Consider the following 25,513-nt stretch of genomic DNA (forward strand, 5'->3'; position numbering starts at 1 on the left):
AATTCCCAGGTCAACAGTCGTCACCACAGGGTGGACACTCGCGGGTAGCTCGCACGGGGGACAGACTGGGCCGGTGGCCAGCACCCTTGACCTGATCCGTGCGGAGATCGTCGCCGACCCGTCCAACGCGTGGGCGGCCGAGCTCGGCTGGGAGCCGCTCTACTCCGTGTCGGAGGGAGCCCGGATCGTCCTGGTGGGGCAGGCGCCCGGCCGCAAGGCCCAGGAGAGCCGCAAGCCGTGGAACGACGCCAGCGGCGTCAAGCTGCGCTCCTGGCTCGGCGTGACCGACGAGCAGTTCTACGACCCGGACCTGTTCGCGATCCTCCCGATGGACTTCTACTACCCGGGCAAGGGGGCCTCGGGCGACCTGCCGCCGCGCAAAGATTTCGCGGAGCGGTGGCACCCGCGGATCCTCGCCGAACTGCCGAGCCGCAGGCTCACGGTCCTCGTGGGCAGCTACGCCCAGAAGTACTACCTCGGCGGCCGGGCCAAGAAGAGCCTGACGGAGACCGTGCACGCGTACCAGGAGTACCTGCCCCAGACGGTGCCGCTGGTGCATCCGTCGCCGCTGAACTTTCGCTGGCAGGCCAAGAACCCCTGGTTCGAGGCGGACGTCGTGCCGGCGCTGCGGACGGCCGTGGCCGGGGCGCTCGCGGACGTGTGACGGGGAGCGAGGTAACGGACAGGGAGCATTGCTACCTCTCCGTTACCTCGCCCCAGGTGCAGGTGTTCTGCCGGGGACCCCTACTGCCACGCGAACCCGTCCGGGTCCGTGAACTCGCCGACGTCGCCGCCGACCGTGAGCCGGTGCGAGCCCGTGCCCTCCGGCGGCACCCCGGCGTCCTTGGCCAGCGCGGCGCGCTTGTACAGGCCGAAGCCGATGGGGCTGGAGCCCATCTTGAAGTCGACGTACGAGCCGAAGCTCTTGCCGACCGTGAGGCCGTGGCCCACGTAGAACTTCTTGCTCGCGGACACGTCGTCGGCGCCGACCAGGAGGACGATCTCGTCGAACCGCCGCTCGGCGGGCCGCGTGTCCTTCTTGGCGGACGTCGCGACCTTCCAGATCGTGCCGTCGGGCGCCTGGACCACGCCGCCGTGGCCCCACATGGACTTGGCCATGGGCTTGAGCACGGTGGCCCCGGCGCCGACGGCGGCGTCGAACAGGGCGTGGACGTCGCCCGGCTGGTCGGCGACCAGCGAGATGTGGAACCCGCGGAAGCCGGAGGACGGCGTCTCGCCCGCGGTCAGCCGGAGGCGGTCCTCGCCCAGGCCGAAGGCGGCGTCGTAGAAGGAACGTGCGGTGCTGGGGTCGGCCACCTCGAGGGTGACGGAGTCGATGTTTGCCATGCCCACAACGTTAGGGAGCGGCCTGCGGGCAACGCTTCTCGATTCCTGACCGCCTTCCCCGAGGTGTTCTACGGGGCGTTCTACCGGCCGACGACGCGGGCCCGCAGCAGGAGCGCCCGCAGCGGCGTCACCAGCACCATGACGAACAGCCAGAGGTACGACGGAACCAGCAGCCCGAGCAGCAGCGCGAGCGTGAACAGCAGCGCCAGGGACAGCGGCATCGCCGCGATCGCGGCATCCACGGGCAGCCCGGCGGCGGTCCGGGTCCTGCGCTCGACGACCGCGATCGTGAACAGCAGCCAGGCGCTCACCGCGAGCGTGCCGACGTACGACGCCACGACCTGCCGGTCGGTGTCCAGGCCGCCCGTCAGCGCCGTGACCACGGGCATCAGCGTGATGGTGAACAGCCACGCGAGCTGCAGGTTCGTCCGACGTCGGCCCGTGGGGGTGTCCGCGTGCAGGATGCCGTGGTGCAGGCGCCAGAACATCGCGATGATCACGAAGCTCAGCGCGAACGCGACCAGCTGCCAGGAGTGGTCCCGGACGTACTCGACCACGGTCCGCTCGTCGGCGACCGCCTCCGAGACGCTCTCCATGAGCGGCAGGATCAACAGCGTCATCGAGATGGCGATCGCGGCGTCCAGGAACGCGATGAGGCGCTCGCTGGTGCGCTCGGGCGGCTGTGCGGTGTTCATCTGGACCTCCGTGCGTGATCCTGCCACGCGCCGCCACGCGGGGCGCCCGCGGATCGCCGGACGTTTGACGAGATTGTTTACAGCGCTGTAAATTCCGACGGTCGCCGCGAGCAACGGAGTTCGAGCATGGGAGATGCAGCGTGAGTCCAGGTTCTGGTCGTTCCGCCCCGGTGAGCCGGCGGTCATTCCTGGCCGGCTCCGCCGCGCTGGTCGCGCTGGGCGTGGCCGGCTGCGCGCCGTCGTCCTCGCCGTCCGGCGGAGGCGGGGGTGTCACCCTGCGCTTCTACGAGCAGAAGCAGGAGGTCATCGCCTACTTCGACGAGCTGCTCCGCCGGTTCGAGAAGGAGCGCCCGGGCATCACCGTGGTGCACGACAGCACCGTGGCCATCGCCCCGCAGTTCGTGCGCAACGAGCCCGCCGACGTCGGCTGCTTCAACGACAACCTGGAGCTGGCCCGCTACATCAAGCGCGGCGTGCTCGGGGACCTGTCCGACCTGCCGTCGGCGCAGACGGTCCGCACGGACATCGGCGAGCTGACCGACCAGTACGCGACCTACCCCGGCCGCACCAGTGTGCTGCCGTACTCGCTCGCCGCGGCCGGCGTCATCTACAACAAGAGGATCTTCGCGGAGCACGAGCTGCCCGTCCCGGAGACGTGGTCGCAGTTCGTCGACGTCTGCGACGAGCTCGTCAGCGCCGGCATCACGCCGATCTACGCGACCGACCGCGACACCTGGACGCTCTGGCAGGGGCTCTTCGACTACTCGGTGGGCAGCCTCGTGGCGCCGGGCGAGTTCTTCGCTCGCCTCAAGGAGCTGGGCACCGACGTCGGGCCGGACTCGGAGGTCTCCTTCGAGAAGGACTTCGCGGTGCCGATGGAGCGCGCCAAGACGATCTCGTCGTACTTCAACAAGGACCACGCGGTGCGGGCCTACGCCGACGGCAACCTCGCGTTCGGCAAGGGCGAGGCCGCCATGTACCTCCAGGGTCCGTGGGCGCTCAGCCAGATCGCGCTGGTCGACCCGGACCTGGAGATCGGCACCTTCGCGCTGCCTGTCTCCGAGAACCCCGAGGACCGGCAGGCGCGCGTCAACATCGACCTGGGCCTGTGGATCCCCACGGCGTCGACCCACCAGGACGAGGCCCGCGAGCTGGTCGAGTTCCTCATGCGGCCCGACATCCTCAACGCCTACAACGCCGACAACCTCGCGTACTCGACGCTCAAGGACGCCCCGCCGCAGCAGGACGAGCGGCTCGCCGGGCTCCAGGACTACGTGGACCGCGCCGCCTTCTACCAGGGGGCCGGGACGTTCGTGCCGACGTCGATCCCGCTCGGCAACTACCTGCAGTCCGCGATCCGCAGCGGCAACTTCCAGGGCATGCTCCGCCAGCTCGACGCCGACTGGCGCCGGCTCGCCGGACGGGAGGCCACGGTATGACTGACACAACGATGTACCAGCGCACGAGGCGGCGGGTCGAGCCGCTCTACTACGTGTTTCTGATCCCGACCCTGCTGATCTTCACGGCGTTCGTGATCATCCCCGCGCTCATCGGCATCTTCTACAGCCTCACCGACTACGTCGGCTTCGGCGACTGGTCGTTCCTGGGCCTGAGCAACTACGCCGCCCTGTTCAGCGACCCGCGCATCCTCCAGTCGTACGGGTTCACGCTCGGGTTCGCGCTGGTCACCGTCGTCGTCGCCCAGACGATCGCGCTCGCCCTGGCCGTGGCGCTGACCCGGCGCATCCGGTTCGCGACCACGCTGCGGACCGTGTTCGTGATCCCGATGGTGGTCTCCGGGATCGTCGTGGCGTACGTGTTCAACTTCCTGTTCTCCAACTCGCTGCCCGCCATCGCGACGGCGGTCGGGTTCGGGCCGCTGGAGGAGAGCATCCTCGGCAACCCTGACCTGGCCTGGCTGTCCATCGTGATCGTGTCCGCGTGGCAGACCATCCCGGGGGCGCTCCTGGTCTACACGGCCGGGCTGACGTCGATCCCGAACGACCTGTACGAGGCGAGCGCCCTGGACGGCGCCACGCCCTGGCGGCAGTTCCGGTCCATCACCGTGCCGCTCATCGCGGGCTTCATCCTGATCAACACCATCCTCGGCGTGAAGGGCTACCTCGGCGTGTACGACGTCATCGTCGGCCTGACCGGCGGCGGTCCCGGCACGGCCACCAGCAGCGTCGCCATGACGATCTTCGGCGGCTTCACCGGCGGCGACTACGCCTACCAGATGGCCAACGCCACGGTGTTCCTGATCGTCACCGCGCTCATCTCCGTCGCCCAGATCGTCGCCACCCGTGGAAGGGCGGTCCAGCTGTGACCACCGTCGAAACTTCTCGCGCTGACGGCCCCCGCGCGGCCGGCCCGCGCCCGTCCGCCCGACCCGCACGCCCGGCCCACGCGGGCCGGGTGCACCGGACGAACTGGCCGCTCACGATCCTGCTCGGCCTGGCGACGCTCACCGTCTTCGTGCCGCTGTACGTGACGCTGTCGATGGCGTTCAAGACCAGCGCGCAGTCCGCGGACGGGAACGCGTTCTCGCTGCCCGCGCCGTTCAACCCGGCGAGCTTCGCCGAGGCCTGGTCGCTGACGCGGTTCCCGGTCTCGTTCGGCATCTCGCTGGCCGTGGCGGCGATCGCCGTGCTGCTCACGCTGTTCCTCAGCTCGCTGGCCGCGTACGCCATCGCCCGGAACTGGGACCGCCGGTTCTTCCGGTGGTCGATGATCTACCTGCTCGCGGCCCTGTTCCTGCCGTTCCCCGTCGTCGCGCTGCCGCAGATCCAGCTCACGGCGCTCACCGGCCTGGACAACCCGCTGGGCGTCGGCATCCTGCACGCGATGTTCCAGCTCTCGTTCAGCGTGCTGCTCTACACCGCCTACCTGCGCTCCATCCCGATCGAGCTGGAGGAGAGCGCGCGGATCGACGGCGCGAGCACGTGGCAGATCTTCTGGCGCATCATCCTGCCGCTGCTCGGGCCGATGAACGCCACGGTCGGCATCTTCGCGTTCCTGGCGTCCTGGAACGACTTCATGATGCCGTCGCTCATCATGTCCGACCCCACGTTGCAGACCCTGCCCGTGGTGCAGAACATCTTCCAGAGCCAGTTCGGCACCAACTACAACGTCGCCTTCGCGTCGTACCTGATGGCGATGGCGCCGAGCATCATCGCCTACCTGTTCGCGCAGCGCTGGGTGATCAGCGGCGTGACGCAGGGCGCCGTCAAGAGCTGAGCCGCACGAGCCGTACCAAGCACCGAGCCGGAAAAGCACCGAGGAGTTCCATGTCAGAGATCGTCGACAGCCTGTCCGTCGTCCGGCCGCTGCCGGAGGCCGCGCCCCGGGCGCGGTCCGAGCAGCAGGTGCACGGCGCGGGCTGGCGCATCACCGTGCTGAGCGACGGCGTCTTCCGGATCGAGCGCTCGGCGGACGGCGGGTTCGAGGACCGCGCCTCGACCTTCGCGATCCGGCGCGACCTGCCCCCGGCCGAGTTCGGCGTCGAGCGGGTGGGCGACGGCGTCGTGGTCACCACGGCGCGCGCCCGCCTGCGGTACGACGGCGGTGAGTTCTCGGCGAGCGGGCTCGTCGTCGAGATCCTCGGCAGCGACTCCGGGCGCTGGCGGTACGGCGACGAGCCCCGGGACCTGGGCGGCACCGCGCGCACCCTGGACGACGTCGACGGCCGGGCCGACCTCGAACCCGGCGTCGTCTCCCGCGACGGCATCGGCGTGGTCGACGACTCGACGTCGTTCCTGTTCGAGGACGACGGCTGGGTGGGCTCGCGCGTGCCCGGCCGCAGCGACCTGTACGTGTTCGCGTTCGGCCGCGACTACACCGACGCCGTCGGCGACCTCTACCGGGTCTCGGGGCGTCCGATGCGGCTGCCGCGCTGGGCGCTCGGCAACTGGTGGAGCCGGTACCACCCCTACAGCGACGAGTCGTACCTGGCGCTCATGGACCGGTTCGACGAGGAGCGCATCCCGTTCTCCGTCGCGGTGATCGACATGGACTGGCACCGGGTCGACTCGGTGCCGAAGCGGTTCGGCAGCAGCTGGACGGGCTACTCCTGGGAGCCCACGCTCTTCCCGGACCCCGCCGCGTTCCTCGGCGCGCTCCACGAGCGCGGGCTGCGCACCACGCTGAACCTGCACCCGGCCGACGGCGTCCGCGCCTTCGAGGACGCGTACCCGGCGATGGCCCGCGCCCTGGGCGTGGACCCGGACACCGAGCAGCCCATCCCGTTCGACCCGACCGACCCGGCGTTCCTGAAGGCCTACTTCGCGGAGCTGCACCACCCGCTCGAGAAGCAGGGCGTCGACTTCTGGTGGATCGACTGGCAGCAGGGGCGTACGTCCGGGATGCCGGGCGTGGACCCGCTGTGGGTGCTCAACCACTTCCACCACCTCGACGCCGCCCGCGACGGCAAGCCGGGCATGACGTTCTCCCGGTACGCGGGCCCCGGCAGCCACCGGTACGCCGTCGGGTTCTCCGGCGACGCCGTGGTCTCCTGGGAGTCGCTCGACTTCCAGCCCGAGTTCACCGCGACCGCCGCCAACATCGGCTACGGCTGGTGGAGCCACGACATCGGCGGGCACACCCGCGGCGTGCGCGACGACGAGCTCGCCACCCGGTGGGTGCAGTTCGGCGTCTTCTCGCCGATCATGCGGCTGCACTCGGCGAACAACCCGTTCATCCGCAAGGAGCCGTGGGTCTTCCCGCCTGAGCACCGCACCGCGATGGACGACGCGCTGCGGTTCCGGCACCGCATGGTGCCCTACCTGCACACGATGAACCACCGCGCCGCCGCCGGCGTACCGCTCGTGCGGCCGATGTACCACCTGGAGCCGCGGCGGCAGGAGGCGTACGAGGTACCCAACCAGTACGCGTTCGGCAGCGAGCTGCTGGTCGCGCCCGTCACGACGCCCCGTGACGCCGCCTCGCTGCGGGGCCGCGTCAAGGTGTGGCTGCCCGAGGGGCTGTGGACCGACATCTTCACCGACGCCGTCTACCAGGGCGGACGCACGGTCGAGATGCACCGGACGCTGGGGTCGGTGCCCGCGCTGCTGCGGGGCGGCGGGATCCTGCCGCTCGACGGCGGGGACGAGCTGGACGCGACGCGGAACCCGGAGGCGCTGGAGGTGCTGGTCGCGCCGGGGGCGTCGGGGGAGTTCGTGCTGGCGGAGGATCTTGAGGGTGGTGTCGGGTCGGGTGTTGGTGGCTACGCGGAGGGTGCCGGCGCGGGTGGTGCTGGGACGAATGGCTTCGCGGGGGCTGACGGCGCGGGTGGTGCTGGCGACGGCTTCGCGGGAGCGGACGGCGCGGGTAGCGCTGGGACCGACGGCTTCGCAGGGGCGAATGGTGTCGGTGCAGTTGCCGGCCCGGCCGCGCGTACCTCGCTGACGTGGGACCGAGAGCGCGGTGAGTTCCGGATCGAGCCCGCGCGCGGCGACGCGTCGGCGCTGCCCGCGCAGCGGCAGTGGACCCTCACGTTCCTCGCGGCCCGGCCCGAGGGGTCGGTGACGGTGAACGGCACGGTCGTCCCGGTGGACGGCGTCGACGGGCGGTGGAGCGTCACCGCCTCCGCCGCGCCCACGGCCGAGGTCGTCGTGCGGGTCGACGGCGGACCGCTGCGCGTCGGCACGGACCGCACCGAGGCGGCCCGCGTGATCCTGGAGTCCGCGCAGTCGGCGAACCCGGAGAAGCTCGCGGCCTGGGACATCGTCAGCAGCGCGCGCAGCGCGGCCGAGAAGATCGCGGAGCTCTCCGCCGTCGACCTGCCGGCCCAGGTCCGCGCGGCCCTGGTCGAACAGCTAGCGGCGGTGACGCCGGAGGCGTGACTTCGGGGGCGTGACCTCGGTGACCTGACCTCGAGGCCGTGACCTCGGTGACCTGACCTCGAGTGCCCGGCTCGGCGGCCGGGCACTCGTGTCGCGCACCGAGCTCGGCACACTGCCCGAGTGCTCGGCACTTGGCATTGAGATCGGTCCAGGGGTGGACCGATCTCAATGCCAACTGCCGAGCACTGGAGCCGACTGCCGAGCCCCGAGGCGAACTGCCGAGCACCGAGGCGAACTGCCGAGCACCGAGGCGAACTGCCGAGCACCGAGGCGAACTGCCGAGCCCAAGGGCGGACTCCCGACTACCGGGGTGGGCCACGGGGCGGCGGCGTCGGCATGTTGCCCGAGTGCTCGGCAGCTGGCACTGAGATCGGTCCAGGCTTGAGCCGATCTCAATGCCAACTGCCGACCGCCAGGTGCCAAGTGCGGACCGCCAGGTGCCAGGTGCGGACCGCCAGGTGCCAGGTGCGGACCGCCAGGTGCCAGGTGCGGACCGCCAGGTGCCAGGTGCGGACCGCCAGGTGCCAGGTGCCGACCGCCAGGTGCTGACAGCCGAACGCCAGGTGCTGACTGTCGAACACCGGGCGCTGATTGCCGAGCCACGGGTCGGGCCGCTGGACGCCAACGGTCGGCTGTCGAGCACTGGAGCGGTCTGTGGGGTGGCGGCGTCGGCATGTTGCCTGAGTGCTCGGCAGCTGGCATCGAGATCGGCTCAGGCCTGAGCCGATCTCGATGCCAACTGCCGACCGCCAGGTGCTGACTGCCGACTGCCGAGCCCCGAGGCGAACTGCCGAGCCCAAGGACGGACTCCTAACTACCGGGGTGGGCCACCGGGCGGTGACGTCGGCATGTTGCCCGAGTGCTCGGCAGTTGGCACTGAGATCGGTCCAGGCCTGAGCCGATCTGAATGCCAACTGCCGAACACCAGGTGCCAAGTGCCGACCGCCAGGGGCGGACTGCCGATCAGCGCAGCGAACTGCCGAATCCCAGGGGCGGACTGCCGAGTGGCCCAGGGCAAAGTGCCGAGCTCAGCGCGCCGTGCCCCCGCGCCCCGTGCCCCCGCGCCCCGTGCCCCCGCGCCCCGTGTCGCCGCGCGCCGCGCCGCCCTCTTCCACCCCAACCGCCGGCGCGCTCTCGCGGAACTCGATCGTGTGGCCCACCGTGACGTGCCGGCCCGGCCCCGCGTAGCCCTCCAGCCGCTCCAGCAGCAGGTCCAGGGCACGTTCGGCGAGCGCCCGCGTGTCCGGGGCGACCGACGTCAGGCTCGGCGCGGTGCTCGCGCCGAGCTCGATCGCGTCCCAGCCGATCACGGCGACGTCGCCCGGCACGTCCAGGCCGTGCCGCCGCAGGGCGCGCAGCGCGCCGATCGCCGCGAGGTCGTCGCGGCACAGCAGCCCGTCCAGCTGGAGCCCGGCGGTCAGCGCGGCGTGGAGGGCCTCCTCGGCGTCGCGCGCGTCGCCGTCCTGCCGCCGGGTGACGAGCAGCTCCGGGTCGGCGGACAGGCCGGCGTCGGCGAGCGCCTGGCGGTAGCCCTCGATCCGGAGCGTGGACGTCCAGGAGATCCGGTCGGTCTCGTGCCCGAGGAACCCGATGCGGCGGCGTCCGGCGCGTACCAGGTGTCCGACGGCGTCGCGGGCGGCGGCCACGTTGTCGATCGCGACCTGGTCCGCGCCGTCGGGCTGCGGGTCCTCGCCCAGGAACACGATGGGCATGCCGTGCCGCTCGCCGTCCAGCTCGCGCGCGGCCAGGACCTGCGGCTGCATCACCATCGCGTCCATGATCCCGGCCTCGCGGTCGCGCAGCACGGACCGTTCGCCGTCCGCCGTCGCGCCCGTCTCCGCGAGCAGGAGCCGGTAGCCGCGCGACTCGGCGACCCGTGCGAAGACGTGCGCGAGCTCGGCGAAGTACGGGCGCCGCAGGTCGGGGAACGCGAGCCCGAGCATGCTCGACCGTCCCGTGGCGAGGCTGCGGCCCGTGCGGTTGGGCCGGTAGCCGAGCTCGTCGATCGCGGCCTGCACCCGCTCGCGCATCCCCGGGCTGACGTGCTGGTACCCGCGGACCACGTTGGACACGGTCTTCATCGAGACCCCCGCGTGCTCCGCGACGTCCTGCAGGGTCACCCGGTTCATGTCGGAAGATTACCTTTGGCCCCCGGAAGGCCGGGAAAGGCCCGCCCCGAACCGCTCGTTCGGGACGGACCTTCGTATCGGCCTCAGCCGACGACGGCGTCCGCGCGCGGCGCGCTCGTCACCGCGAGGCATGTGATCGCCGCCGCCGCCGACCAGGCCTGCGGGCGGCAGGCCGCCGGATACGGGGTCGGCACCCCGGCGCGCGTCGCGGGGTCGCCCCCGTGCAGCTCGGGCACGCGGTAGTCGAAGCCCTCGGCCGCCGCGAGCAGCCCGTCCACCGCGCGGCGCGCGTGCCCGGCCAGGCCGGCGCGGTGCATGCCGTGCACCGCGATGGCGGTGTCGTGCGTCCACACGCTGCCCCCGTGGTACGACAGCGGCCAGTAGCCCGCCGCGCCCGTCGACATGGTGCGGATGCCGAACCCGGTCGACATCGCCGGGCCCAGCAGCAGGTCGGCCACGTGCTGCTCCTCGTCCGGCTCCAGGATCCCGGTGCCCAGCAGGTGCCCGATGTTGCTGGTCAGCGTGTCGACCGGACGCTTGTCCTTGTCCAGCGCCACGGCCGGGTACCGGCCCTCCGGCGTCTGCACCCAGTACGACGCCGCGAACCGGGCCCGCAGGTCGGCGGCCCAGGCGCGCAGCCCGGCCGGGTTCAGGACGGCGGCGGTCTCCCCGGACGGCGCCTCCGTGGACCCGGCATCCGAGGACGCGGCGTCCGACGGCGACGCCTCCGTGCCGAACGCCTCCAGCAGGTCCGCGCCCGCGAGCGCCGCCTCGTAGGCGTAGCCCTGGACCTCGCAGAGCGCGATGGGGCCGTCGGCCAGTGCCCCGTCGCGCCACTGGATGGAGTCGCCGGAGTCCTTCCAGCCCTGGTTGGCCAGGCCGCGCCCGGACCGGTCGATGTAGTCGAGGAACCCGTCGCCGTCGCTGTCCCCGTGCTCGACGAGCCAGGTCAGGGCGCCGCGCAGCGCCGGTAGCAGGGCGGCGACCTCCTCGTCGGGCATGCCGGCGCGCCAGGCGTCGGCGAGCAGGCAGATCCACAGCGGGGTGGAGTCGACGCTGCCGTAGTACAGCGGGGGCAGGACGACGCCCTCGCCGGGGATCTCGAGCGGCGTCGCGCGCAGCTCGTGCAGGATCTTGCCGGGCTCCTGAGCGGTGTCGACGTCGTGGTCGGTGCCCTGCAGCCGCGCCAGGACGCGCAGCGTGGACGCCGCGATCCGGACGTCGAGCGGGAGCGCGAGCCGGGCGGCCCAGAGGGCGTCGCGGCCGAACAGCGTGAAGAACCAGGGGGCGCCGGCGGCGAAGAACTCGTCGTCGGGGTGGCCGGGCAGGGTCAGGCGCAGGGCGTCGAGGTCGTCCAGCGCGGTGTCGAGCCAGCGGCCGAGTCGGGGGTCGGCGCCCTCGGAGACGGCGATCCGGGCGGCGCCCGCGGGAGCCGGGTCGGCAGGGGTCGAGCTGCCAGGGGTCGAGCCGGCAGGGGTCGAGCCGGCAGGGGTCGAGTCACCGGCCGCCGCCCCGCGCAGCGCCTCCGCCGTCCCCGGCCAGGTGCCGGCGGCGCCCCGGACGACCATGGCGTCGTCGTGCAGGGCGAGCGACCAGGCGGCCTCCGCGCGGCCGCGGGCCGGGACGTCCAGCGGCCAGGTCGCGACGATCTCGCCGTCCGCGCCGGTCGTGACGGTCGCGCCGGCGGCCGTGAGCGTGAACGAGTGGCCGCCGGAGCGCGCGACCGCGGTGCTGCTGCCAGGCGCTGAGCCGTCACCAAGCCCAGAACCGTCGCCGAGCGTGATCTCCGGGGCGCCGCCCGGCGCGGCGAGCCCGGCCTTGACCTCGTGCATGCTCGCGAAGTCGGGGCGCAGCCGCAGGCGGAGGGTCACGCGCGTCGGCTCGGCCAGGTGCGAGGCGACGGTCCACGTCTCGGCGAGCGAGCCGTCGGTTACGCGGCGGTCGCGCACGAGGCGCACCTTCGGGTCGGGCGTGGCGTCGTCCGCCCCGCGCAGGAGGCCGCCGAACACGACGTGCGAGGCGCTGTCCGGGGCGAGCGAGATGTACTCGATCGCCGACTCGGCGCACTCCAGCGTCAGGCCGCGCACGTGCCGCACGTCGCCGTGGTAGACGCCGTCGATCGGCGCGGCGCCGAGGTCGCCGTCGCGGCCCGACCAGACCTGGGTCGGGGCGCGCAGGGCGATGACGGCGTCGCCGAGCAGCGGCTGCAACGGTGGGGTGGTGGGCGTCGTCATGCTCGTCGTCATGCTCGTCGTCATTCCTTGACGGCTCCTTCGCTGGTGTTCATGATGCGTCGCTGGAACACGAAGAACACGACCGCCACGGGGATGGTCATGATCGCCGCGGCGGCGAGCTTGATGGGGTACTGGCTGCCCTGGCTGAGCTGGCCGCTGGCCAGGGAGGCGACGCCCTTGGTGAGGGTCGTCAGGTCGGGGGACTGGGCGGCGACGATGAAGTGGCTCAGCTCGTTCCACGACCCCTGGAACGACAGGATCACGATGGTCACGAGCGCGGGCCGCGCCATGGGCAGCACCACGGACCAGAAGATCCGGAACGTGCCGGCACCGTCGATGCGGGCCTGCTCCTCGACCGAGGCCGGGATGGACTCGAAGAAGTTCTTCATGATGAACACGCCCGCGGCGTCCACGAGCAGCGGCAGCACCATGCCCGCGTACGAGTCGTAGATGCCGAGCTGGTTGATCACCAGGAACTTCGGGATGAGCAGCACCACGGTGGGCACCGCCATCACCGCGACGAGCGCCGCGAAGATCACGCCGCGGCCGCGGAAGTGCAGCCGGGCCAGCGCGTAGCCCGCCAGGGAGTCGAAGAACACGCGCCCCGCGGTGACCAGCACTGTCACGATCGCGGAGTTGGCGAACCACACGGGGAAGTCCGACCGCAGGAACAGGCGCGCGTACGCGGACCAGGTCAGCGGGTCGGGCACGAGCGAGACGGGGTCGGCCGCGGCGTCCGCCTCGGTCTTGACCGACGTCGCGAGCTGTACCAGGAACGGGTAGACGTAGACCAGCGCGAGGCCGATCAGCAGCGCGTACAGCCCGATCTGCCAGGCGAGCGCCTTGCGCGGGCGGCGGCGCAGGCCACCGTTCGTGCCTCGGTTCGTGCCGCGGCTCCTGCCGCCGCCCGTGGTGCGGCCCGCGTTGCGGCCCAGGGTCAGGCTCATCGGTCTGCCTCCGTGGTCCGGTCCGGGTTCCCGCTCGGGTTCGGGCGGGGATTCGGGCGGCCGCGCCGCGACCGGCGCGGCACGTCGGGGCGCTCGCGCAGGATCCAGCGCTGCAGGATCGTCAGCAGCACGATGATGACGAAGAGGATGAACGCGATCGCCGCGCCCTGGCCCCAGTCCTGCGACAGGAACGCCGACTGGTAGCTGAGGTAGGCGGGGGTCAGCGTCGTCTTGCCGGGCCCGCCCTGCGTGCCGGTGTAGATCTGGTCGAACACCTGCCAGCAGCCGATCAGGCCCAGGGTCAGCACCGTGAACAGGGTGGGCCGGAGCTGGGGGAGCGTGATGCGCCAGAAGCGCTGCCAGGCGTTTGCGCCGTCGACCATGGCGGCCTCCTCGACCTCAGGGCCGATGTTCTGCAGGCCCGCGAGGAACAGCAGCATGAACGTGCCGCTGGTGGTGAAGATCGCCATGAGCACGAACGCCGACATCGCGACCGAGGGCCCGGCCAGCCAGTCCCACCACGTGACGCCGAGGAAGCCGTGCTGCGTCAGGGCGTCCGGCCCGGTACGCAGGCCGAGCGCGCCCAGCAGGTTGTGCAGCACTCCGCTCGGGTCGTTGAACCAGTTGGGCCCGGCGATCCCGACCCGGGCCAGGACCGTGTTGACCACGCCCGACGTCGAGAACAGGAACAGCCACAGCACGGTGATCGCCACCGAGCTCGTGACCGACGGGAAGTAGAACGCCGTGCGGAACACGCCGCGGCCCCGCAGGACCGCGCGGTTGACGAGCACCGCCAGGAACAGCGCCAGCGCCGTCTGCAGCGGCACCACCAGCAGCACGTACCAGGCGTTGTTGCGCAGAGCGATGCCGAAATCGCGCTCGGCGAGGCCGCCACCCGTGGTGACAGCCGCGTAGTTGTCCAGCCCCACGAAGCCGACGCCGGACGACAGCGGGCTGCCGCGTCCGGACCAGTCCGAGAAGCTGACCCACAGGGCCATCAGCACCGGCACCAGCAGGAACACGCCGAGGATCACCAGCACGGGCAGCATGAACAGCCACCCGGCCACGGCCTCGCCGCGTCGGATGCCGCGTCCGGCACCGTTCCGGGCCCCATCGGGCCCGGAACGGTAACCGGCGTCGCGCGGCGTCGCGAGAAGAGACATGGGCGTGCTACTCGGCGATCGCTTCGAGGTTCGACTGCGCGGTGCCGAGGATCGTGGCGACGTCACCGGTCTTCAGCGACTCCAGCTGGGAGTTCAGGTCCGTGATGACGTCGGTGGCGCCGGCCCAGTTCGGCGGGAACTGCGCGTACGCGGCGCCGTCCAGGAACGCGGTCAGGTCGGGGTTGGCGCTCGTCCAGTCGGCGGCGGCCGACTCGATCGACGGCATCGGGCCGAACGCCTCGGAGAACGCGAGCTGCTGCTCGGTGCTCGTCAGATGCTCCACCAGGCTCAGCGCGGCCTCCTGGTTGGGGCTGTCGGCGGCCATGCCCCAGCAGTTGGTGAACTGCAGCGTGCCGGGGCCGGCGGGACCGGCGGGCAGCTCGGCCACCGTGTACTCGACGTCCGGGAAGTCGTTCGTCAGCGCGCCGGTGACCCAGTTGCCCTCGATGACCATCGCGGCCAGCCCCTTGCCGAGGGCCTCGCCGCCCCAGCCGGCGCCGACGTCGGCCGCGTAGGCGAACGTGCCGTCCTCGAGGTGGCTCTGCACGTACTCCAGGCCCTCGACGCTGCCCGCGCTGTCGGCGACCGGGGCGCCGTCGACCACCAGGCCACCGCCCGCCTGCGCCATGAAGGTGCCGACGCGCTGGTACTCCGCGCCGAACGACAGACCCACCTGGTCGTCGGTGGTCAGGGTCTTGGCCACGGCCGCGAGCTCGTCCCACGTGGTGGGGACGTCGGCGTCGGTCAGGCCGGCGTCCGCCCAGAGCTGGGTGTTGATGACCAGGCCGAGCGTCGAGAAGTCCTTGGGGGCGCAGTAGAACGTGTCGTCGACGGTGAAGTTCTCCACGAGCGACGGGTAGAAGTCGTCCTTGTTCGCCAGCAGGTCGCCGTAGGCCTGGAGCGAGCCGTTGTCGGCGTAGCCGGCGATCGCCTCGGGCGCCAGGTAGAACAGGTCCGGCGGGGAGCCGGCCGCGAAGCCCTGCGAGAGCTGCTGGGGCAGGTCGCTGGCGACCTGCACCTCCGCCTCGACCCCGGACTCCTCGGACCAGGCGGCGACCGCCTCGGTGACCGCGTCGGTCTCGGCGTCGCCGGAGCTGCCGATGAGGATCGACAGCGGGTCGTCGGAGCTGGTGAGCGAGTCGGCGGCGGCGTCGTCCTGCGCCGCGGGCCCGTCGGCGAAGCCGGAACCGCCGCAGCCGGTGAGCACGAGCGCACCGGCCACCAGGACGGCGCCCGCGCCGGCGAGGTGTCGTGAGATGGGCCTTGTCATGTCTCTTCTCCCTTGATGAGGCACGTGGTGGTGACGAAGTTTGAACGATCAAATTATGCTGGGCAGGACACTAAGGAGGCGCCGAGCGCGATGTCAAGGTGGACGGGTGACGGGATGTGCCACCTAGGATGACGATTCCGAACATTCACGACAGGCGTGGTTCGGCAGGACTGGTTCCGGCAGGGCCGGTCTCCGGAAGGTTGGTTTCCGACCGGATTCGTATCGACAGGGTTGAACAGGGGAGGGGCATGATGGCGAAGGCGCCTACCGTCGAGGACGTCGCCCGTGCGGCCGGCGTCTCGCGGCAGACCGTCTCCAACGTCCTGAACTCCCCGGACATCGTGCGCGGCCCCACCCGTGAGCGCGTCCAGCGTGCCATCGTCGAGCTCGGCTACCGCCCGCACGCCGCCGCGCGCCGCCTGCGCACCCGGCGCAGCTCCACCATCGGCGTGCGCCTGGACCCGTACGCGGGCGGCATCTCCGGCGTCGTGCTCGACCGGTTCGTGCACGCCCTGACCGAACGCGCCAGCGAGCGCGGCATGCGCGTGCTGCTCTACGCCGCCCGCACGCCCGCCGAGGAGATCGACCGCATCGGCGACCTCGTCGACGGAGGCGAGATCGACGCCGTCGTCCTGACCGGCACCTCCCACGAGGACACGCGCACCACCTGGCTGCAGGAGCGCGACGTGCCGTTCGTCTCCTTCGGCCGCCCCTGGCGTTCCGACGACGACGGCGCGCCCGCGCACCCGTGGGCCGACGTCGACGGCGCCGCCGGCACCCGCGCCGCGACGAAGCACCTGCTCGACCAGGCCGGACCCCGCATCGCGTTCCTCGGCTGGCCCGAGGGCTCCGGGACCGGCGACGACCGCGCCCGCGGCTGGAGCGAGGCGATGTCCGACGCCGGGCACACCGGACCTCGCTGGCACACCGAGGACAGCGTGGGCCTGGCGCGCGAGCTGGTCGGGTCGGTGCTCGCGGACGATCCCGTGGACGGCGTCGTCTGCGTGAGCGACTCCCTGGCGATCGGCGCCCACCTCGCGGCGACGGCCCTGGGCCGGCCGGGGCTGCCGGTGGTCGGCTTCGACAACACGCCGGCCGCCGAGGCGCTGGGGATCAGCAGCGTGGAGCAGCTGCCCGAGCAGGTCGCGGCCGGGGTGCTGGACCTGCTGATGGGGCCGACGGGGAACGTCGTGCTGCAGCGGGAGGCCGGGCAGGACGCGGCCTACGTGCTGGTGGAGCCGCGGCTGGTGGTGCGCGGGGCGGAGTGAGGTGGGGCTTGGTGGCCGGGCTCGGCTGGGCTGGGTCGGGGGCCGGGCGCTTCCGCTGGTGCTGGTGCTGGTGCTCGTGCTGTGGGTCAGGGGAGGGACGCCGTGGCCCAGGTCGTGCCGTCCGGGGCGGTGAGCCGTACGGAACGGACGTCGCGGACGGGCACGTCGAGCACGCCGCCCGCCGAGCAGGTGCCCGTCGTCACGATGCACGACCCCAGCGCGCTCTCCCGGGTCTCGGCGCTGCCGGGCGTGCCTGCTCCGGGTGGGGTCCCGGCGTCGGAGTTCCTGCGGTCGAAGGTCGTGTGGCCAGGTTCCGTCGCGTGGACTCCCCGGCCGTAGGGGGCGGCTGTGCCCGTGTCGGTGCGGCGGGTCCCGCCGGCCGCGACGAGCGCCGTGACGTCGTAGCCGGCCGCGGCGCCGGCGTCGCGGACCACCACGTAGGCCCAGGAGGGGTCGCCGTCGTAGAGGAAGACGGTGCCGACAGAGCTCGCTGTGCCGTCTCCCGCTGTGCTCTCTCCCGTTGTGCTGCCGCTCGCCGGGCCCTCCGCGACAAGGTCCGCTGCGGCAAGGTAGTGGCCGCCCGCCGTGTCGAGGGTGGTGCGGTAGCTCGCGGCCAGCTCGCGGTCCGGCGCCGTGACGGTCCACACCACCGCGCCGCCCGCCACGAGCAGTCCCGCCGCGGCGACGCCGGCGAGCGCCGCGCGGCGTACCCGGTGTCGGCGGACGGTTGCGGGGCCTCTGGCTCCGGCAGCCCCGGCCGCTGGTGCGGACCGGGGGGCCTCGGCGAGCCCAGCCTCTCCGGCAGCCCCAGCCTCCTCGGCTGATCTGGTCGGGCTCGGCGTGAGCCGGTCCAGCACGCGGCCCTCGAAACCGGCAGCGGGCTCACGCTCCGGGACCAGGAGGAGCAGCTCGTCCGCGGCCGCGGACAGCGACGACAGCTCGTCCCGGCAGCGGTCGCACGTGGCCAGGTGTGCCATCACCTCGCCGCGCGTGGTGCCGTCGGCGACCCCCAGCGCCACCTCGGTGAGCGCGTCGCGCAGCTCGGCGCAGCGGTCGGTGCCGTACATGTCCCCGCTCCGGTCCCCGTCCCCGCTCCTGTCGCGCGAGTTCATGGTCGATCCACCTCCCGGCTGCTCGCCAGCTCGTCCCGCAGGTGCCGCAGCCCGAGCCGGATGCGGGTCTTCGCCGTCCCGAGGGGGACCCCGGTGCGCTCCGCGATCTCGGCGCCGCTGAGCCCGAACACCGACGCGAGCACCACCGCCGTCGCCTGCTCGCGGGGCACGTGGGACAACGCGGCGTCCACCGTGGTGCCGGTCGCCACCTGGTCCGCGAGCCGGTCGGGGTCGCCGACCGCCTGCGCCGTGACCCGCTCCGCCATGATCACCGGGTCCACGGGCACGTCACGGCGCACCCGGAGCACGTCGATCGCGGCGTGCCGGGCGATCGCGAGCAGCCACGTCGTCGCGCGCCCGCGCCGGGGGTCGAACCCGTCGGCGTGCCGCCACGCCCGGACGAAGGTCTCCTGCGCCACCTCCTCCGCGACCGCCGGGATGCCGACGACGAACAGCGCGAGCCCGTAGACCCGCGCCTGGTGCCGGCGCACGAAGACGGCGGCCGCGTCCTGGTCGTCCGCGGCCATGCCGGCGAGGAGCGCCTCGTCCGATGCCGTCATGCCCATTCCTACGTGCGTGACCCGCGTACGGATCTCTGCAGGACAGATCTCGTGCCGGCCGATCCGGACCGGGCCGATCTCGTGCCGGCCGAAGTTCGTGACGAGTCCGCGGGGCGAGAGATCCGCCGGGCGCCCCGCCACGTAGGGACTGGTGACGGGCGCCGCCGACGACGTCCGGACCGACCCCGGGGAGACCCGGGACCAAGGAGACAACCATGTCCAGACTACGAGGAGCGAGGCTCGCCGCCGGCGCGGGGCTGGCGGTCCTGCTCATGGCGGGTTGCGGCAGCAACGGCGGCACCGGGGGCGGTTACGGCGGTGGTGGTGGTTCGACCGACTCGGGCGGATCCGGGGGCGGGGGCGGCATGACCCTCGAGATCACGTCCCCGGCCGACGGCGCCACGGTCGAGACACCGTTCACGGTCGAGCTCAAGTCCAGCGAGGAGCTTGGTGCGCCCGACACTGGCAAGGACCACGTCCACGTGTTCTTCGACGGCAACGACCAGGAGTACCAGGTCGTCGAAGGCAACAGCGTCGAGATCACCGACCTGCCCGCAGGCGACCACGAGATCGACGCGTCGCTGCGCAACGCCGACCACTCCGCGGCCGGGGTGGAGACCCAGGTCAACGTGACCGTGGGGTCCGGCGGCAGCATGGACGGCAGCACGGGAGACAGCGGTGAGTCCTACTGAGCAGCTCGACGTCGCCGGCGGCACCGTCGAGCGCAACCCGCGGGCCGCCCGCTGGTTCCATGCCGGCGTGTACCTGTCCGTCGTCGTGCTGCTGATCACCGGGTGGTGGCTGCTGCTCGGCAACGAGGGCAGCCCGAGCTTCATCGCCCAGGTCACGGGGGTCCCGGACACCGAGGTGCACACCGTGGCCGGCTGGGTGCTCGCGGGACTCACGGCGCTCACCGCCGTCGTCGGCGCGCGCGGATGGCGCGTCTTCTGGCGCGAGACCGTCCGGTTCCAGCGGGGCGACGGCGCGTGGTTCCGGCGCTGGCCGGCCGCGATCCTGACGGGCCGGTTCGGCCGGCACGAGGGTCGGTTCGACCCGGGGCAGCGGGTCGCCAACCTCGTGCTCGTCGTCACGCTGCTGGCCCTGATCGGGTCCGGGATCGGGCTCGTGCTGGTCAGCGGCGGGCCGGCGTTCGTGTGGTTCGCCCAGATCCACCGGTGGTCGACGTACGTGGTGACCCCGGTCGTCGTCGGGCACGTGATCATCGCGTCCGGCATCCTGCCCGGATACCGCGGGGTGTGGCGGGCGATGCACCTGGGTGGCAAGCTGCACCCGCGCGACGCGCAGCGCGTCTGGCCGGGCTGGACGGAGCGCGCGACGGGCGACACCCACGACCCCCGCCACCTCCGCTGAGCGCGGGACCTCGGCCCTCTCCGAGTCTCGAAAAGGGCCGAGGTCCGCTCAACCGAGCCGTGGGCCGGTCACTCGACGAGCTTGCCCGCCGTCGAGACCTCCTGGGCCGCGATCAGGGCGGCGATCTCCTCCGGGACGGCGGGGATCTCCTCGCGGACGATGCCTGTGGTCGGCGACCAGACCAGGTTCACCTGCAGGTTCGGGTCCAGGTCCGGGTAGTCGCTGCGGTTGTGGCAGCCGCGGGTCTCGCGCCGCTCGAGCGCGGCCTCCAGCGTGGCCCGCGCCGCGATGAGGGACGCCTTGAGGTCGAAGGCGTGGGCGAGGTCCTGGTAGCCCGCGATGTCCGGGTGCACGCCGACGTGCGTGGCGCGTTCCTCGATCTCCGCCAGCTCCTTGAGGCCCGCGAGCAGCCCCTCCTCGTCCCGGACGACGCCGGCGTGCTCGGTCATCGTGTTGCGCACGGCGCGCTGCAGGGCACGTACGTTCTCGGTGCCGTCGGCGGCCAGCAGGTCGGCCACCTCGGCGCGGGCACGGGCCTCGGCGTCGTGCGAGCGGAGCTGGGCCTCCAGGCCCGCGGAGTAGGCCGCGGCGGCGCGGCCGACGAGGCGGCCGAAGACCAGCAGCTCGATCAGCGAGTTGCCGCCCAGGCGGTTGGCGCCGTGCAGGCCGCTGGACGCCTCACCGATCGCGTACAGGCCGTTCACCTCGGTGCTGTGGTCCTCGGGCCGCACCCAGACGCCGCCCATCGAGTAGTGCGCGGTGGGCGCGATCTCGATCGGGTCGGTGGTGATGTCGAGCATCTGCAGCTCGAGCATCGTCTGGTAGACGCGCGGCAGGCGCGTCATGATCGTCTCCCGCGGCAGGTGCGAGACGTCGAGCCAGACGCCGCCCTTCTCGGTGCCGCGCCCCTCCTTGATCTCGGTGTACGCGGCCAGGGCCACGCGGTCGCGGGTGGACAGCTCCATGCGCTCGGGGTCGTACTTCTCCATGAACCGCTCGCCCAGCGCGTTGCGCAGGATGCCGCCCTCACCGCGCGCCGCCTCGGAGACCAGGGTGCCCGCGGCGTTCTCGGGCTCCAGGATGCCCGAGGGGTGGAACTGCACCAGCTCCGGGTCGCGCAGGCGCGCGCCCGCCTCGACGGCCAGGCGGAACGAGTCGCCGGTGTTCTCGTCGCGGCGCGAGGACGTGCGCCGCCAGATCCGGTTGTGCCCGCCCGCCGCGAGGATCACGGCGTCGGCGTGGATCAGGTACGGCGTGCCGTCGGTGAGGTCGAAGCCGTAGGCGCCGAAGACGGCGCCGTCGTGCGTCAGGATCCGGGTGACGTAGACCGAGTCCAGGATCGGGATGTCGAGCTGCGTCGCCCGGTTGACCAGGGACCGCTGGATCTCGAGGCCCGTGTAGTCGCCCGCGAACGCGGTGCGGCGGTAGGTGTGCGCGCCGAAGAACCGCTGGGAGATGCGGCCGTCCTCCTCCCGGGCGAAGGCCATGCCGTACCGCTCCAGGTCGGCGATGCCCTGGGCGGCGCCCCGCGCGACGATCTCGGCCGTGTGCGGGTTGGCCAGGAAGTAGCTCTCCTTGATGGTGTCGGCGGCGTGCTGCTGCCAGCTGTCCTCCGCGTCCATCGTGCCGAGAGCCGCGTTGATGCCGCCCGCGGCGAGCGAGGTGTGGGCGTCCATGCGGGGCCGCTTGCCCAGCGCCAGGACGTCCACCCCCTGTTCGGCGAGCTCGATCGCGGCCCGCAGGCCGGAGCCCCCGGTGCCGATGACCAGTGCGGTGGTGGAGATGCGCCGTTCGATGGTGTCCATACTCGAGTTGACACCGCAGACCGCCGGGTTGTGACCCCTCTGAGCTGTGACAAGTCAGACGTTGTGACATGTCGGACGAAGAGGCGTCAGAACCCCGTGCGCGAGCATCTGACACGCAGGGGCGGTCAGCAGTGGACGGCGGCCAGCTCCGTGAAGACCGCGCGGTTCAGCTTGAACGCGAGGTGCGTCTCGGCCAGCGTCGCGGCGACCTCGTCGTCGTCCAGGTCGAGCAGGTCGAGCTGGTGCCGGTAGGCGTCCTTGAAGACCTTCACCTTCGGGATGTCGGGGAAGGTGTAGAAGGCGACACCCTCCTCGTCCAGGCCGTAGTGCTCCTTCATCATGCGCTTGACGATCTGCCCGCCGGACAGGTCGCCCAGGTACCGCGTGTAGGAGTGCGCGGTGTAGTGCGGCAGGCTGCCGCCGACCTCGCGGACGTGGTCCGCGTACGCGTGGGTGGCCGGCAGGATGCGGATCTCCTCGCGCCATCCGGGGCCGTACAGGAAGGCCAGGTCCCGTTCGAGCGCCGGGACGCGGGCGAGCTCGGTGAAGACGAGGCCGGCGCCGCGGTGGTCGTCGCCCAGGGCGGCGCTCGCCTCCTCCAGCGCCTCGTAGACCGGCAGGAGCTGGGCCGTCAGGTCGGCGTGGGCCTCCCGGGTCAGCGCGCCGGACAGGAGCTCCTCGATGAACTGCTCTGAGTTGGCGCCGGCGTGGGCGTCTCGGGTGCCCTGACGGAGCACGGCCGACAGGGGGACTGGGGCGAATTCCTCGGCGGGCAGGCTCACGTGGTCTCCTCCGACGCAGTTCTGACGTGCTGACAATGTGTCATCACGACGGGATCATAGCAACAGAAGTAAGGCCAGCCTAACCTTCCTATGGGTGACTTTGGAGGGTGCCCGACGGCGGTTTCGGTACGGTCGAGCGATGTCATCTGCACAGCCTCTGACATCAGCCGTGACGACAGCCGCTGCCTCTGTCGCTGCCTCTCTCACTACTTCCGAGCTGCCGGAGCCCGTCGTCGTCGAGCTGGATCTCGGCCCTGGTCCCGGGGGCGGTGACTTCCGAGGGCAGGGCGAGCGCGTCGCCACCTGGGTGCTGGAGCCGGCCGGCCGCGAACCGGCGGGCGACGTCGTGCTGTGCCACGGCACGCCCTGGTCCGCGCGGGTGTGGGCGCCCGTGGCCCGCGCCCTGAGCCAGGAGTACCGCGTCTTCCTGTGGGACATGCCCGGCTACGGCGCCTCGCCCAAGGGGCCCGACGTCGCCGTCGACCTCGTGACCCAGCGCCGGCGCCTGGCCGCGCTCCTGCGGCACTGGGCGGTCGACCGGTCGCTGGACCGGCCGCTGGACCGGCCGCACGTCGTGGCGCACGACATCGGGGGAGCGGTCGCCCTCGGCGCCCACCTCCTGGAGGACGCCGACGTCGCGAGCCTGTTCCTGCTCGACATCGTCACGCTGGACCCCTGGGGCTCGCCGTTCTTCCGCCTCGTGGCCGAGAACGAGGCCGTGTTCGCGGCCGTGCCCGGCCCGCTGCACGGCGCCCTGGTGCGCGAGTACATCGCCGGTGCCGCCAACCACGGGCTGCCGGACGACGTCGTCGGCATGCTCGCCGAACCGTGGCTCGACGGCGTGGGCCAGGCGGCGTTCTACCACCAGATCGCGCAGCTCTCGCCCGAGCACACCGCGCCGGTCGTGCGCCGGCTCGGTGAGGTGCGCTGCCCGGTCCGCGTCGGCTGGGCCGACGCCGACCCGTGGATCCCGTTCGAGCAGGCCGCCCGGCTCCGCGAGGCGCTGCCCGGCGACCCCGAGGTGGTCGCCTTCCCCGGGCTCGGTCACCTCGTGCCCCTGGAGGACGACGCCGCGGTCGGCCAGGCGGTCCGCGAGTGGCTCGCCGCGTCCCGCGGCTCGGCGTCGGGGCCCGGGGCCCGCGTCGGGTGATCGGCAGGACGTCAGGTGATCGGCAATCCGAGCTGCCGAACACCTGACGTTCTGCCGACCACGCGGTCGGGCTCGTTTCCGCATCGTGGTGGCGCGGCGGGCGCCGTCGGGCATAGCGTGTGCGGTGGTGAGCGGGAGGCCTGACAAACCTCCGCCCGGTGCGCCGGGCAGCCGCCCACCCGCGCGTGCGGCGTACCGACGAGAGGCCGGGGCTTCCCGGCAAAGGAGTGGTGGCACCGCGACCTAGCCCCCGCCCGCTCCTCCAGGGCCTGCGCCTTCTGGAGGAATGATGAGACCACCTTTGCCGTCCCCTTTGTCGTCCCCGAGCACGTCCGCGTCCGAGGTCCGGGACCTCGAGACCGGCGGCTCCGAGGCCGACGTTCTCGAAACTGGCGCCCACCAGTCCGGCGTCCACGAATCCGGCGCCGTCGAACCGGCCCGCGTGCTCGCCCGTGACCTGCCGGGCGTCCCGCCCGGGTCGAGGGTGCGGCTGCAGGGCTGGGTGCACCGGCGTCGCGAGCTCGCCACGGTGACGTTCCTGGTGCTGCGCGACCGCACCGGGCTCGCCCAGGTCGTGGTGCGCACCGGCGCCGGGCCCGCGACGTCGGACAAGGTGCCGAACGTGCAGCCGGACGGGCCAGCGGTGCCGGTCGTGCCGCCGGAGGAGACGACCGTCGAGGTGACCGGCACGGTCACCGCCAACCCGCAGGCGCCCGGCGGGGTCGAGGTGACCGGGGCGGACGGCGCGAACCCGCTGATCACGCCCCTCACCGACCCGGCGGAGACCCCGCCGGTCGAGCTGTGGCGGCCCGCCCTGACGGCCGCGCTGCCCACGCTGCTCGACCACGCCGCCGTCGCCTGGCGGCATCCGGCGCAGAAGGCGCGCTGGGAGGTCGCGGCCGCGAGCCTGCGCGGGTTCCGCGCCACGTTGGACGCGGCGGGCTTCACCGAGGTCTGCACGCCCAAGCTGGTCGGCACGGCCACGGAGTCGGGGGCGAACGTGTTCCCCGTCGACTACTTCGGCCGGCCCGCCTACCTCGCGCAGTCGCCGCAGTTCTACAAGCAGCAGATGGTCGGCGTCTTCGAGCGGGTCTACGAGGTGGGTCCGGTGTTCCGGGCCGAGCCGCACGACACGGTGCGGCACCTCGCCGAGTACCGCTCGCTGGACGTCGAGCTCGGGTTCGTGCGCGACCACCGCGACGTGCTCGCCGTGCTCCGCGACGTGCTGGCCGGGATGGCGGACGCCGTCCGCGCGTCCGGGGCGGCCGACCGGCTCGGCGTGGAGGTGCCGCAGGTTCCGGACGAGTTCCCGGTGCTGCACTTCGCCGACGCCCTGGAGCTGGTCGGCGCGCCCGCCGACGAGCCCGACCTCGCGCCCGAGCACGAGCGGGCCCTGGGGGAGTGGGCGTTGGCCGAGCACGGGTCGGACTTCGTCGCCGTCGAGGGCTACCCCATGGCCAAGCGGCCGTTCTACACGCACCCTGAACCCGCTCACGAGACGACGGGGGAGAGCCGGTGGAGCAACAGCTTCGACCTGCTGTTCCGCGGGCTGGAGCTGGTCACGGGCGGCCAGCGCCTGCACCGGTACGCCGACTACGTGGCGGCGATCGAGGCCCGCGGCGAGGACCCGGCGTCGTACGCGACCTACCTGGAGGCGTTCCGGCACGGGATGCCGCCCCACGGCGGGTTCGCGATCGGGCTGGAGCGCTGGGTGGCGCGGCTGGTGGGGGCGGCCAACGTCCGCGAGGTGACACCGTTCCCGCGGGACCTGCACCGGCTCGTTCCGTAGCGGCTGCCGTAGCGTCCGGCGTCCGTCCGGCGTGCGTCCGGCCGGTCGACC

The 25,513-nt window shown here is 72.4% G+C and carries 22 protein-coding genes; 10 read left to right on the plus strand and 12 right to left on the minus strand.

The window, feature by feature from the left end; all coding sequences use genetic code 11:
- Nucleotides 1-73 precede the first annotated feature (73 nt).
- Nucleotides 74-664 carry a uracil-DNA glycosylase family protein gene (locus tag H291_RS0106625; protein WP_020014194.1) on the plus strand — a complete coding sequence of 197 codons (591 nt, stop codon included), beginning with the start codon at nt 74-76 and terminating at the stop codon, nt 662-664.
- Nucleotides 665-744: 80 nt separating this feature from the next.
- Here H291_RS0106625 and H291_RS0106630 read toward each other — a convergent pair whose 3' ends face one another.
- Both H291_RS0106630 and H291_RS0106635 read right to left on the minus strand, forming a co-directional pair.
- Nucleotides 745-1,347 (minus strand): VOC family protein, encoded by a 603-nt coding sequence (locus H291_RS0106630; protein ID WP_020014195.1) that lies wholly within the window; start codon nt 1,345-1,347, stop codon nt 745-747.
- A gap of 80 nt (nt 1,348-1,427) precedes the next feature.
- A complete protein-coding gene (locus H291_RS0106635; RefSeq protein ID WP_020014196.1) occupies nt 1,428-2,042 on the minus strand; it encodes a TMEM175 family protein in 615 nt (204 codons plus the stop codon).
- Nucleotides 2,043-2,212: 170 nt separating this feature from the next.
- On the opposite strand from H291_RS0106635, the gene H291_RS0106640 reads away from it, so the two are divergent.
- The 4 genes from H291_RS0106640 (at nt 2,213) to H291_RS0106655 (ending at nt 7,882) form a co-directional block, all read left to right on the plus strand.
- Nucleotides 2,213-3,481 (plus strand): ABC transporter substrate-binding protein, encoded by a 1,269-nt coding sequence (locus H291_RS0106640; RefSeq protein ID WP_020014197.1) that lies wholly within the window; start codon nt 2,213-2,215, stop codon nt 3,479-3,481.
- Nucleotides 3,478-4,368, plus strand: coding sequence for a carbohydrate ABC transporter permease (locus tag H291_RS0106645; RefSeq protein WP_026365476.1), 891 nt, complete (start codon nt 3,478-3,480; stop codon nt 4,366-4,368). Before H291_RS0106640 ends, H291_RS0106645 begins: the two co-directional genes overlap by 4 nt.
- An 89-nt stretch (nt 4,369-4,457) precedes the next feature.
- Nucleotides 4,458-5,279 (plus strand): carbohydrate ABC transporter permease, encoded by an 822-nt coding sequence (locus H291_RS0106650; protein WP_020014199.1) that lies wholly within the window; start codon nt 4,458-4,460, stop codon nt 5,277-5,279.
- Between the two features lie 50 nt (nt 5,280-5,329).
- Nucleotides 5,330-7,882 (plus strand): glycoside hydrolase family 31 protein, encoded by a 2,553-nt coding sequence (locus tag H291_RS0106655; RefSeq protein ID WP_020014200.1) that lies wholly within the window; start codon nt 5,330-5,332, stop codon nt 7,880-7,882.
- Between the two features lie 392 nt (nt 7,883-8,274).
- Here the strand turns inward: H291_RS0106655 and H291_RS28980 are convergent, their stop codons facing one another.
- From H291_RS28980 to H291_RS0106685, 6 genes are all read right to left on the minus strand, one after another.
- Complete coding sequence (locus H291_RS28980; RefSeq protein WP_020014201.1) at nt 8,275-8,463, minus strand: hypothetical protein; 189 nt, start codon at nt 8,461-8,463, stop codon at nt 8,275-8,277.
- Between the two features lie 447 nt (nt 8,464-8,910).
- Entirely contained in the window at nt 8,911-10,011 is a 1,101-nt protein-coding gene (locus H291_RS0106665; protein ID WP_020014202.1) for a LacI family DNA-binding transcriptional regulator, read from the minus strand.
- Nucleotides 10,012-10,094: 83 nt separating this feature from the next.
- Nucleotides 10,095-12,257 carry a glycogen debranching N-terminal domain-containing protein gene (locus tag H291_RS0106670; RefSeq protein ID WP_157236749.1) on the minus strand — a complete coding sequence of 721 codons (2,163 nt, stop codon included), beginning with the start codon at nt 12,255-12,257 and terminating at the stop codon, nt 10,095-10,097.
- An 8-nt stretch (nt 12,258-12,265) separates the two neighbouring features.
- Nucleotides 12,266-13,192 carry a carbohydrate ABC transporter permease gene (locus H291_RS0106675; protein WP_020014204.1) on the minus strand — a complete coding sequence of 309 codons (927 nt, stop codon included), beginning with the start codon at nt 13,190-13,192 and terminating at the stop codon, nt 12,266-12,268.
- Nucleotides 13,189-14,355 (minus strand): carbohydrate ABC transporter permease, encoded by a 1,167-nt coding sequence (locus tag H291_RS0106680; RefSeq protein ID WP_084467789.1) that lies wholly within the window; start codon nt 14,353-14,355, stop codon nt 13,189-13,191. Before H291_RS0106680 ends, H291_RS0106675 begins: the two co-directional genes overlap by 4 nt.
- 7 nt (nt 14,356-14,362) lie before the next feature.
- Nucleotides 14,363-15,625, minus strand: coding sequence for a sugar ABC transporter substrate-binding protein (locus H291_RS0106685; RefSeq protein WP_026365478.1), 1,263 nt, complete (start codon nt 15,623-15,625; stop codon nt 14,363-14,365).
- Between the two features lie 248 nt (nt 15,626-15,873).
- On the opposite strand from H291_RS0106685, the gene H291_RS0106690 reads away from it, so the two are divergent.
- Nucleotides 15,874-16,893: a LacI family DNA-binding transcriptional regulator gene (locus H291_RS0106690; protein ID WP_020014207.1), complete on the plus strand. Its 1,020-nt coding sequence runs from the start codon at nt 15,874-15,876 to the stop codon at nt 16,891-16,893.
- Nucleotides 16,894-16,979: 86 nt separating this feature from the next.
- Here H291_RS0106690 and H291_RS32320 read toward each other — a convergent pair whose 3' ends face one another.
- Entirely contained in the window at nt 16,980-18,005 is a 1,026-nt protein-coding gene (locus H291_RS32320; RefSeq protein ID WP_157236750.1) for a zf-HC2 domain-containing protein, read from the minus strand.
- Nucleotides 18,002-18,565, minus strand: coding sequence for an RNA polymerase sigma factor (locus H291_RS0106700; protein WP_026365480.1), 564 nt, complete (start codon nt 18,563-18,565; stop codon nt 18,002-18,004). Before H291_RS0106700 ends, H291_RS32320 begins: the two co-directional genes overlap by 4 nt.
- A gap of 215 nt (nt 18,566-18,780) precedes the next feature.
- On the opposite strand from H291_RS0106700, the gene H291_RS0106705 reads away from it, so the two are divergent.
- A complete protein-coding gene (locus tag H291_RS0106705; protein WP_157236751.1) occupies nt 18,781-19,257 on the plus strand; it encodes a hypothetical protein in 477 nt (158 codons plus the stop codon).
- Nucleotides 19,244-19,936 carry a cytochrome b/b6 domain-containing protein gene (locus H291_RS0106710; RefSeq protein WP_020014211.1) on the plus strand — a complete coding sequence of 231 codons (693 nt, stop codon included), beginning with the start codon at nt 19,244-19,246 and terminating at the stop codon, nt 19,934-19,936. Before H291_RS0106705 ends, H291_RS0106710 begins: the two co-directional genes overlap by 14 nt.
- Nucleotides 19,937-20,004: 68 nt before the next feature.
- On the opposite strand, the gene H291_RS0106715 is transcribed toward H291_RS0106710, so the two are convergent.
- The gene (locus tag H291_RS0106715) at nt 20,005-21,741 is read right to left on the minus strand and encodes an L-aspartate oxidase (RefSeq protein ID WP_020014212.1); all 1,737 of its coding nucleotides are present in this window, start codon (nt 21,739-21,741) and stop codon (nt 20,005-20,007) included.
- Nucleotides 21,742-21,866: 125 nt separating this feature from the next.
- Nucleotides 21,867-22,523, minus strand: coding sequence for a biliverdin-producing heme oxygenase (locus tag H291_RS0106720; protein ID WP_020014213.1), 657 nt, complete (start codon nt 22,521-22,523; stop codon nt 21,867-21,869).
- Nucleotides 22,524-22,692: 169 nt separating this feature from the next.
- Here H291_RS0106720 and H291_RS28990 point away from each other — a divergent pair, with 169 nt between their 5' ends.
- Together H291_RS28990 and aspS are read left to right on the plus strand one after the other, a co-directional pair.
- Nucleotides 22,693-23,673 carry an alpha/beta fold hydrolase gene (locus H291_RS28990; RefSeq protein ID WP_232215999.1) on the plus strand — a complete coding sequence of 327 codons (981 nt, stop codon included), beginning with the start codon at nt 22,693-22,695 and terminating at the stop codon, nt 23,671-23,673.
- Nucleotides 23,674-23,986: 313 nt separating this feature from the next.
- Entirely contained in the window at nt 23,987-25,462 is a 1,476-nt protein-coding gene (gene aspS / locus H291_RS0106730; protein WP_020014215.1) for an aspartate--tRNA(Asn) ligase, read from the plus strand.
- Nucleotides 25,463-25,513 lie beyond the last annotated feature (51 nt).

The organism is Promicromonospora sukumoe 327MFSha3.1 (genome assembly GCF_000385135.1).
In the GTDB taxonomy this organism is placed as follows: domain Bacteria; phylum Actinomycetota; class Actinomycetes; order Actinomycetales; family Cellulomonadaceae; genus Promicromonospora; species Promicromonospora sukumoe_B.

What these genes read in the sequence shown, in the direction of transcription:
- H291_RS0106690 (WP_020014207.1), top strand. Translation starts at nt 15,874, where the DNA reads ATGATGGCGAAGGCGCCTACCGTCGAGGACGTCGCCCGTGCGGCCGGC.
- H291_RS0106670 (WP_157236749.1), bottom strand. Translation starts at nt 12,257, where the DNA reads ATGACGACGAGCATGACGACGCCCACCACCCCACCGTTGCAGCCGCTG.
- H291_RS0106715 (WP_020014212.1), bottom strand. Translation starts at nt 21,741, where the DNA reads ATGGACACCATCGAACGGCGCATCTCCACCACCGCACTGGTCATCGGC.
- H291_RS0106635 (WP_020014196.1), bottom strand. Translation starts at nt 2,042, where the DNA reads ATGAACACCGCACAGCCGCCCGAGCGCACCAGCGAGCGCCTCATCGCG.
- H291_RS0106705 (WP_157236751.1), top strand. Translation starts at nt 18,781, where the DNA reads ATGTCCAGACTACGAGGAGCGAGGCTCGCCGCCGGCGCGGGGCTGGCG.
- H291_RS0106675 (WP_020014204.1), bottom strand. Translation starts at nt 13,192, where the DNA reads ATGAGCCTGACCCTGGGCCGCAACGCGGGCCGCACCACGGGCGGCGGC.
- H291_RS0106655 (WP_020014200.1), top strand. Translation starts at nt 5,330, where the DNA reads ATGTCAGAGATCGTCGACAGCCTGTCCGTCGTCCGGCCGCTGCCGGAG.
- H291_RS0106665 (WP_020014202.1), bottom strand. Translation starts at nt 10,011, where the DNA reads ATGAACCGGGTGACCCTGCAGGACGTCGCGGAGCACGCGGGGGTCTCG.
- H291_RS0106645 (WP_026365476.1), top strand. Translation starts at nt 3,478, where the DNA reads ATGACTGACACAACGATGTACCAGCGCACGAGGCGGCGGGTCGAGCCG.
- H291_RS0106700 (WP_026365480.1), bottom strand. Translation starts at nt 18,565, where the DNA reads ATGACGGCATCGGACGAGGCGCTCCTCGCCGGCATGGCCGCGGACGAC.
- H291_RS0106680 (WP_084467789.1), bottom strand. Translation starts at nt 14,355, where the DNA reads ATGTCTCTTCTCGCGACGCCGCGCGACGCCGGTTACCGTTCCGGGCCC.
- H291_RS0106630 (WP_020014195.1), bottom strand. Translation starts at nt 1,347, where the DNA reads ATGGCAAACATCGACTCCGTCACCCTCGAGGTGGCCGACCCCAGCACC.
- H291_RS0106685 (WP_026365478.1), bottom strand. Translation starts at nt 15,625, where the DNA reads ATGACAAGGCCCATCTCACGACACCTCGCCGGCGCGGGCGCCGTCCTG.
- H291_RS32320 (WP_157236750.1), bottom strand. Translation starts at nt 18,005, where the DNA reads ATGAACTCGCGCGACAGGAGCGGGGACGGGGACCGGAGCGGGGACATG.